6 protein-coding genes and 2 pseudogenes are annotated in these 8,874 nt (G+C 71.7%); 4 read left to right on the top strand and 4 right to left on the bottom strand.

Annotated features, from left to right (window positions below; translation table 11 throughout):
* The 3 genes and pseudogenes from ACIBJF_RS15755 to ACIBJF_RS15745 form a co-directional block, all read left to right on the top strand.
* On the top strand, positions 1–1,129 hold a 1,129-nt coding region (locus ACIBJF_RS15755), incomplete at its 5' end, for a cbb3-type cytochrome c oxidase subunit I (protein WP_399174257.1).
* Positions 1,126–1,464: a hypothetical protein gene (locus tag ACIBJF_RS15750; protein ID WP_399174256.1), complete on the top strand. Its 339-nt coding sequence runs from the start codon at positions 1,126–1,128 to the stop codon at positions 1,462–1,464. The genes ACIBJF_RS15755 and ACIBJF_RS15750, both read left to right, overlap by 4 nt.
* An 8-nt stretch (positions 1,465–1,472) precedes the next feature.
* Positions 1,473–2,185, top strand: a pseudogene (locus ACIBJF_RS15745) (glycosyltransferase); the annotation flags it as partial.
* A gap of 30 nt (positions 2,186–2,215) precedes the next feature.
* Here the strand turns inward: ACIBJF_RS15745 and ACIBJF_RS15740 are convergent.
* Positions 2,216–3,241: an alcohol dehydrogenase catalytic domain-containing protein gene (locus ACIBJF_RS15740; protein WP_399174255.1), complete on the bottom strand. Its 1,026-nt coding sequence runs from the start codon at positions 3,239–3,241 to the stop codon at positions 2,216–2,218.
* A 339-nt stretch (positions 3,242–3,580) separates the two neighbouring features.
* Positions 3,581–4,243, bottom strand: coding sequence for a TetR/AcrR family transcriptional regulator (locus ACIBJF_RS15735; protein WP_399174254.1), 663 nt, complete (start codon positions 4,241–4,243; stop codon positions 3,581–3,583).
* Positions 4,244–4,394: 151 nt separating this feature from the next.
* On the opposite strand from ACIBJF_RS15735, the gene ACIBJF_RS15730 reads away from it, so the two are divergent.
* A complete protein-coding gene (locus ACIBJF_RS15730; RefSeq protein WP_399174253.1) occupies positions 4,395–5,648 on the top strand; it encodes a YncE family protein in 1,254 nt (417 codons plus the stop codon).
* Between the two features lie 65 nt (positions 5,649–5,713).
* On the opposite strand, the gene ACIBJF_RS15725 is transcribed toward ACIBJF_RS15730, so the two are convergent.
* Both ACIBJF_RS15725 and ACIBJF_RS15720 read right to left on the bottom strand, forming a co-directional pair.
* Positions 5,714–7,579 (bottom strand): cellulase family glycosylhydrolase, encoded by a 1,866-nt coding sequence (locus ACIBJF_RS15725; RefSeq protein ID WP_399174252.1) that lies wholly within the window; start codon positions 7,577–7,579, stop codon positions 5,714–5,716.
* An 82-nt stretch (positions 7,580–7,661) separates the two neighbouring features.
* Positions 7,662–8,768: pseudogene (locus ACIBJF_RS15720) on the bottom strand (GTP-binding protein); the annotation flags it as partial.
* Positions 8,769–8,874 lie beyond the last annotated feature (106 nt).

Below are 8,874 nucleotides of genomic sequence, written 5' to 3'. Positions count from 1 at the left end.
CTCGGTCAACTTCATCACCACGATCATCTGCATGCGGGCCCCCGGACTGACCATGTTCCGCATGCCGATCTTCGTGTGGAACGTGCTGCTGACCGGTGTCCTGGTGCTGCTGGTCTTCCCGGTCCTGGCCGCCGCCCTGTTCGCGCTGGAGGCGGACCGCAAGTTCGGCGCCCACGTCTTCGACGCGGCCAACGGCGGAGCACTGCTGTGGCAGCACCTCTTCTGGTTCTTCGGACATCCAGAGGTGTACATCATCGCGCTGCCGTTCTTCGGCATCATCAGCGAGATCATCCCGGTGTTCTCCCGCAAGCCGATGTTCGGCTACATGGGCCTGATCGCCGCGACCATCGCCATCGCCGGTCTGTCCGTGACCGTGTGGGCCCACCACATGTTCGTCACCGGCGGTGTGCTGCTGCCCTTCTTCTCCTTCATGACCTTCCTGATCGCGGTGCCGACCGGGGTGAAGTTCTTCAACTGGATCGGCACCATGTGGAGGGGTAGTCTCTCCTTCGAGACGCCGATGCTGTGGGTGATGGGCTTCCTGGTCACGTTCGTGTTGGGCGGGCTGACCGGTGTCATGCTCGCCTCGCCGCCGATCGACTTCGCCACCTCCGACACGTATTTCGTGGTGGCCCACTTCCACTACGTCATCTTCGGCACGGTCGTGTTCGCGATGTTCGCCGGCTTCCACTTCTGGTGGCCGGAGTTCACCGGCAAGATGCTGGACGATCGCCTCGGCAAGATCACGTTCTGGACGCTGTTCGTCGGCTTCCACGGCACCTTCCTGGTCCAGCACTGGCTGGGCACGAACGGGATGCAGCGCCGGATTCCCGACTATCTCGCGGCCGAGGGGCTCACCACCCTCAACACGGTCTCGACGATCTTCTCGTTCCTGCTCGGCTCCTCCATGCTCCCGTTCTTCTACAACGTGTGGAAGACGGCCAAGTACGGCAAGCCGGTCGCCGTGGACGACCCCTGGGGCTACGGCCGTTCGCTGGAGTGGGCGACGTCGTGCCCGCCGCCGCGGCACAACTTCCTCGCCCTGCCGCGGATCCGCAGCGAATCCCCGGCGTTCGACCTGCATCACCCTGAGACCGCGGAAATGCCGAGGGAGTTGAGCGCACGATGACGGCGCCGGAAGAGCGGGCCCTCGTCCGGGAGATCGAGGGCCATCTCCTGCTCGCCGCCGCACGGGAGGAGGGCCGTACGGCGGCGGCGCGCACCGCTTCCCGGCTGGGCTGGCTCACCGATGTCCAACGAGAGGCGCTGGAGCGGGAGTTCGAGGCGGAGTACCTGGGCCTGTCCCGCCGGTCGTGGCAGCGCACGGCCGACCGCGCCGAGGAACTGCGGCGGACGTACGAGAAGCGCTACCGGGCGCTGCGGCAGCGCCTGCTGGCGTGTCTGCTGCTGGGCTGCGCGGTGCTCGCGGCGGCGGGCCTGCTGGTGGTGTCCGCCGCCGCGTAGGGGCCGCCGCGGTACGGCGGCGGCGCGGCACCGGCATACGCACCGGCACGGCACGGCGGGCCCGCGAGCGACGGCGCCGGCCGGTGCACCACGGCTTCAGCCCCCTGGTGGTGCCCAGGCCCCGCGACTGGCGGGCCGGCCTCACGGTGAGCGGCTACTGGTGGCCGTACGACACGGAGGCACAACTCCCCGACGAGGTGAGGGAGTTCCTCGACGTCGGCCCGGCGCCGGTCTTCGTCGGACTGGGCAGCGCCACCGTGCCGGACGCGGCCCGGATCAGCGCCCAGGTGGTCGCGGCGCTGCGGCGGGCCGGGCTGCGCGGGGTGATCCAGCGCGGCTGGGGCGGGCTCGCGGCGGCCGGCGACGACATGCTGACCATCGACGACGTGCCGCACGCCCTGCTCTTCATGCGCGGATGGCCGCGGTGGTCCACCACGCGGGCGCGGGGACGACCGCGGCGGGGCTGCGCGCCGGGGTGCCGGCCGTGCCGGTGCCGGTCCAGTTCGACGCGGGGTTCTGGTCCGCCCGGCTGGTCGCGCTGGGTGTCGCCCCGGGCGTCGTATCGCTGCGCCGCCTCACCGTGGACGCGCTGGCTCCGGCCCTGGTACGGGCCACCCGGGAGCCGGAGTTCCGGGAGCGGGCGCGCCGTCCGGGCGCCCGGATCCGCGACGACGACGGCGCCGCGCCGGTCCTCGCGGCCCTGGAGCGGCTCGGCGGCTGACGCGCCGGGCCGGAGTCCGGGTGCCCGGAGTCAGCCGTTGGTGATGACCATGCGGAAGCGGGCCTTGCCGTCGAGCATCTTCTGGTAAGCCTCGGCGGTGTCGTCCAGCGGCACGTTCTCGGTCATCGGGCGGATGCCGTGCAGGGCGCTGAACTCCATGGTGTCCTGCACGTCCCGCGAAGTGCCGGAGGGGTGGCCGCGCACGACCCGGGCGCCCATGATCAGCTGGAGCGGGCTGATGCCCATCGCCTCGGGATCCGCGCCGATGACCACGAGCTCGCCACGTGGCGCGAGGCCGTCCACGGTGGCGGTGATGGCCTCGGAGTGCCCGGCGGTGGCCAGTACCACGCTCGCGCCGCCGAGGGACTGCAGGGCCTCGGCGACCGGGGTGCCGGAGGTGCTGTCGACGTAGTGGTGGGCGCCGAGCTGCTTGGCGAAGTCGGCCTTCTGGGCGCCCCGGGCGATCGCCACGGTCTCGAAGCCCATCGCCACCGCGTACTGCACCCCGAGGTGCCCGAGGCCACCCAGGCCGAGCACCGCGACCAGGTCCCCGGGCCGGGCGGAGCTGCGCCGCAGCCCGTTGTACGTGGTCACACCGGCACAGGCCATGGGCCCGGCGTCGCTCGCCGCCAGCGCCTCCGGGATCCGGGCGAGGGCGTCGACGGGCGCGATCACCTTCTCCGCGAAGCCCCCGTCGTAGGCCCAGCCGGGGACTTTCAGATTGACGCACACGATGAAGTCGCCCCGCCGGCACGGCGGGCAGTGGCCGCAGGCGCCGCCGAACCAGCCGACCGCGACCCGGTCGCCGGCCTGGTAGCCCCAGTCCTGCGTGCCCTCGCCGAGCGCCTCGACACGGCCGGCGATCTCGTGCCCTGCGACGACCGGGAACGTCAGGCCCGGCACGGCGGCGTTCACGAACATGGTGTCGCTGTGGCAGACGCCGCACGCCTCGACGGCGATCCGCACCTGGCCGGGCCCCGGCTCGGACACCTCCCGTTCGGCCAGTTGGAACGGGCCGCCCGCGCTCGTCACCTGCGCGACTCGATAGGTACTCATCACATTCTCCTGGGTCCGGCGGTGTATCCCGCGTTCCGAAGCACGGCTACGACACCCCCCGCACCAGCAGACCAGTTCCGGGCCGTTCCCGCGCGCCGAACCGCGTGGGTCCGTACCCCCCGGCCCCGCCCAGCCGCAGCCGTCGCCCCCTCGCCGCCTCCCCTCTTCGGCCGCGGCAGTGGCGGAAGCGGAGGGGAGACGGAGGTGCGGGGGCGAGAGGGGCAGCGGCTCAGCAGCGGGAGGGACGCGCCGCGGGCGCGCCGGCGCCGGGGCTGGGGCCGGCGCGCCGGGCAGCGCCCGTGGCACCCGGGCCGGGCCCGCCGGCCCCCGCCGCCCCTGTCACCCGCCCCCGGGCCGCCAGCCCTCCGGGCGGAGCATGCCCAGCAGCAGCCGCACCAGCTCGTCCACCACCTCGTCGAGGGTGGCGTCCACCCAGCCGGCGCTCCAGTCGTGCAGCAGGCCGTTGACGCTGCCGATGAAGGCTGTCGTGGCGAGGCGGTAGTCGCGGGGCGCCGCCTCCCCGCGTACCACGGCCGCGTCGGCCTCGGCGCGGATGAGGTCGATCCAGCGGGCCCGGCGGGCCAGTCGCTGCTCCTCCAGGCGGGGGCTGACGCCGACGATCTCCACGAAGGTGATGCGGATGCGGCGCGGGTCGGAGGTGACGTCGCGGGCGTAGGCCCGGAAGAGCACGCCGGCCCGCTCCGCCAGCGGCAGTCCGTCCGCCGTGGCGAGGGCGTCCAGCACCGCCTGTTCGGCCCAGCCGTTGACCTGGAGGTGCAGCGCGGCGAGGACGTCCTCCAGGGTGCGGAACTCCTCGTAGAACTGGCGGGTCGACAGTCCGGCGGCCTGGCTCAGCGCGGCGACCGTCGTGCTCCGGTACCCGGGTGCGCCGCCGAAGAGCTCCAGGGCCGCGTCCAGGAAGCGCCGGCGCCGCTCGGCCTGCCGTTCCTCGGCGGATCTGCCGCCGTAGCGGCCCGTCGGCGCCTTGAGCCTGCCCGTCACGTGTTCCCCCTCCGTTCGCCACCGGTCCCCCAATCTTGTCGTGCACACATCTTGTCGAGCAGCCCGACCGTTCCTTACTTTTCAGTAAGTTCACTGTGAATGCGCCCGTGTTCAGATTTTCCGCACACCCCCCCGAGGAAAGAGAGCAGTCATGCCTGCCTCCAGAACCAGGCACCTGTGCTCCATGGCCGCCGCCCTCGCCCTGACCGTCGCCGGCCCGGCGACCGCCGCCTACGCCGCGAGCGGCACCTCCGGCGGTCTGCGCGAGGTGCTGTTCGTCGGCGACAACTGGGACGGCACCGCCGATGTCATCAAGTCCTCCGGCGACTTCGCGAAGATCGGCCGGATCAACGTGATCCCCGACAAGGCGGAGCGGCTGGCGGAGATCAACGCCGACCCGATCAAGTGGATCTACTACACGTCCATCCGCAACCAGGTCGGCGAGGGACACGACCAGTACGTGGACGACATGTACTCCACGCCCGACGGAAGGTCCGTGGTCGTCTCCCGGCCCAGCTTCGCCGACGTCGTCTCCATCGACCTGGCCACCGACAAGGTCAACTGGCGCTTCCCGGTGGCAGGTTACCGCGCCGACCACATGGCGGTCTCACCGGACGGCACCCGCGTGGCCGTCTCGGCGTCCACCGCGAACAAGGTGCAGGTGCTGGACATCGACACCGGTGAGGAACTGGGCGAGTTCGGCACCGGCGACAAGCCGCACGAGAACTTCTTCACAGACGGCGGGAAGTACATCTGGAACATGTCCATCGGCGAGGTGACCACCTCCCTCGACGCCCCGGGCTGGGACTGGACCAAGGGCGACCGCCACATCACGATCGTCGACGCGACCACGTTCAAGCAGGTCAGGACCATCGACATGCGGCAGCGGCTGGACGCGATCGGGCTGAAGGACTTCTCCGACGCCGTCCGGCCCGCCGCCTTCACGCCCGACTGGTCCAAGCTGTACTTCCAGGTGTCGTTCTTCAACGGCTTCCTGGAGTACGACGTGGCCACGGACAGGATCACCCGGGTGAAGACCCTGCCGGAGAACCCGGCGACGAACCCCGACCGCACCACCTGGCTGCTGGACTCCCGCCACCACGGCATCTCGATGAACCCCGAGGGCACCAAGCTGTGCGTCGCCGGGACGATGGACAACTACGCCACCGTGGTCGACCGGGCCTCCTTCGACGTCGGCCCGCTGATCACCGCCTCCACGCCGTACTGGGCGACCGTGAGCGGCGACGGCAAGGACTGCGTCATCTCCGAGGCCGGCGCCGACCAGGTCACGGCCATCGACTTCGCCACCGGCCAGAAGGTGCTGTCCGTCCCGGTCGGCGACCATCCGCAGCGCGTCCGGCTGGGCCACGTCCAGGCCGACTGGACGACTCCAGCCGGGAGTTGAGCGCCGGACGGCCTCCGGGGCGACCCCACTCCCCCCGGGGGCCGTACGGCTCCCTCCGTGACGGCTCAGAAGTGCGCCGACGCCCACGCGGCCAGCTCGGACCGGGCCGCGCTCAGCAGGTCCGCCGAGGGCGCGGTGGCCCCGTCGGTCACCAGCGCGTAGTGCAGGGCCCCGGAGTCCGCGTCGGTGAGGAGCAGCCGGCGGCTGCCGGTGCCGCCCGGCTCGGGGGCGACGGCGACCGGGGTGGCCGCGCCGGTGTAGGCGGGCGGGGCGTGGGCCGTGCCCAGGTCGGAGACGACGGTGGTGGACGCGGTGGGGAAGGACGCCGGCAGATGCAGTTCGGTGGGTGCGCTGCCGGCGCCGGAGCGCCACACCAGCAGCCCGTACCGGCCGGGGCCCACCAGCTTCGCCACGTTCGGCAACGAGGACGGCACCGGGTTCCAGGTGAGGGTGGTGGAGCCGTCGCGGGAACGGTCCTCGTAGGTGAAGGCGAGTGCCTTACCGGCCGTGGCGCTCGGGTAGAGGCGGTCCAGCAGGCGGGCGTCCTGACGCAGGGTGACGTTCCCGGAGTCGTCCAGGCGCACGGCGGAGAGGTCCTCGTCGTTCCAGGCGTCGCCGGAGGTGCGCACCTTGTCGGGGTTGCCGTTCATCAGCTCGTGGTGCCGGCCGTTGTAAAGGTCCCACTGCCACTGGGTGCCGGAGAGCACCGGACCGGAGGCGGCCGGATCCGTCCACCAAGTCGCCCCGGGGACGCGGGAGTCGAGGGCCTGGTACATGGCCTTCAGGACGGTCGGCGCCTTGTCGGACACCGTGCCGGACAGCGGGTGGCCGAACTCGCCGACCGCGGCCGCGGTGCCGGCGGCCGCGCCGCGGTCGCGGACGGCGGCGAAGTCGGAGGCGTACTGGCCGTCGGCCGCCTTGCCCCACATGAGGATGCCGGAGATGGCCTTCTGGTCGTAGAAGTGGGTGTTGAAGACATAACGCGGGCCGAGCGTGCCCGCGTCCAGCAGGCCGCCCTCCTGTTTCTGGGTGGAGATGTTGGCGTTCCAGAAGAGGTTGGGCTCCACGAAGGCGGGCTTGTCCTGCCAGCCGGCGGCGTCCATGCGGGCGCGGAACCTCTGGTAGAACGGCCACAGCAGGTCCTTCTCCCAGGTGCGGGAGGTCTGCCCGGAGTCGTAACCGCCCGCGTAGGGCTCGTTGTACGGGTCGAATCCGGCGACGCTCGCGAACTCAGTGCTGCTCAAGTGCTGTTGGAGGTAGGCCATGGTCGTCTGCGCGGTGGCGAGGAAGGCGTCCTGGAGGCCGTAGGCGTTGTGCCAGAAGTCGTACTGGGCCTTCCGCACGGCCGCGTTCTGGGTGATGTTCTGGCCCCAAAACAGGCAGATGCCGCAGGACTCGGCCGGATAACCCCCGGCGTCGGCCGCCCACTCGGGGGCGCCGTCTCCCGTGTACCAGCTGCCGCTGTTGAACAGGTGGCGGGAGTACAGGTCCTGGTGGAAGTCGGGGAAGACGCGGATGCCCGCGTCCAGGAAGGCGCGCAGTTGCCCGGTGGCGGCGGCCAGATAGCCGGTGTCCACCTGGCCGCGCACGGGTTCGGCGTGCGCCCAGGAGAGCAGGAAGCGGACGGCGTTCGCGCCGCCGAGGGCGCGCAGCGCGGTCGCGGACTTCCTGGCGTCGGCGACCGAGGCGAAGGGCAGGCCGCCGTTCTCCTCCAGCTTGGTCTCGCCCGAGACGTTGAAGCCGCGCAGGACGATCTCGCGCCCCTGGCCGTCGATGAAGCGGCCGCCCTGCACGGTGAGCGGGGCGCCGTCGAACCAGAGGGAGTCGGCGGGGAGGGCGGCGCTGGCGGTGGCGGGCGGGAGACCCGCCACCGCCAGGAATCCACTGAGGACGACCAGAACAGCCAGCAGACGCACCCGGATATTTGGCATGTCCACCACAGTCCGGCGATGTCTGGGCGGCGTCAACACCTTCTGACTTGCCAGTAAGTTGACTGATAGTCAGCTCGTTGGCTCAATCTCCCACCCGTCGGGTCACGTTGAGCAGGTACTCCTTCCGGTTCCGCGGGTTGTGGTCGGTGCGCGGCCGCTCCGGAACCGTTCCGCGGGTGACCGGCGCATAGTGGTCGAACGCCGTCTCCAGCTCCCCCTCGCCCCGCGTGAGCCCGGGCAGCCGCTGCTCCAGCTCGTGCACCCGGGCGGCGGGCACCGTGCCCTCCAGCACGACGGCCGCGCCGAGTGCCCCGGTGGTCTCCGGTACGGCGCCCAGCCGGGCGAGCACCGGAAGCAGCGCGCCGAGCGTGTCCGCCGGGGCCTGAAGCCGGAAGCGGTGCATGGGCTCGTGCACCCGGGTGCCCGCCCGGCGCAGTGCCTCGGTCAGGACCAGCGGGGTCAGTCCCCGGAAGTCGTACCCGGTGCTCGACATGCTCTTGTCGAAGCCCTGGTGGGCGTGGCTCTGCCGGGGCGAGTAGCCGGAGTGGGTCATGGTGACCGTGCAGTCGGGGATGCGCCAGCCGTGCAGTCCCTGACCGAGCGTCTCGCGGACGGTGTCCTCGACGGCCTTGAAGAAGGCGTACGGCATCGAGCCCAGCTCCACCTCCAGCCGGAACGCCACGCCCGAGCCGGGCGGTGCGGGCTCGACGCGCAGGCCGACGGTGGCGAGGAACGGGTTGGCGTCCTTCTTGTTGAACTCCACGGCGTGCCCGGTGCCGACGGGCCGTTCGATGCACAGGGTCGTCGTCTCGCGGAAGCCGACCTCCAGGCCGTACTCCTCGGCGAGGGTCGCCTGGATCACCTCCTTCTGCACCTCGCCGTAGAGGGACACGGAGGTCTCGCCGCGCAGTTCGTCGTGCCGGACCCCGATGAGCGGGTCCTGTTCGGCGAGCTGGGTGAGCGCGAGGTGCAGCGAGCGCCGGTCGGCGCCGGGGCCGGGCACGACGACCGTCTCCAGGGTCGGCGGCGCGAAGTGGTGCGTGTACGCCCTCCCCGGACGCCCGAGCGCGTCACCGATCCGGACCTCGCCGAGCCCCCACACCTTGACGATCCGCCCGGCACCGGCGCTGTCCTGCCGGACGTCGGTACCGTGCTCGAACACGCTGAGCCCGGTGACGCGGCCCTCTGCACGAGGCCGGGCACCCCGGCCTGCCGACGGCCCGTCGGCACCAGGGCTCTCCGAGCGGCCGCCGACCGCCCGGCCGTTCCCGGGGCCACAGGCTCCCCACGCCGCC

The organism is Streptomyces sp. NPDC050743, assembly GCF_044456925.1.
GTDB lineage: Bacteria > Actinomycetota > Actinomycetes > Streptomycetales > Streptomycetaceae > Streptomyces.
This window is presented reverse-complemented; position numbering and strand designations above follow the sequence as displayed.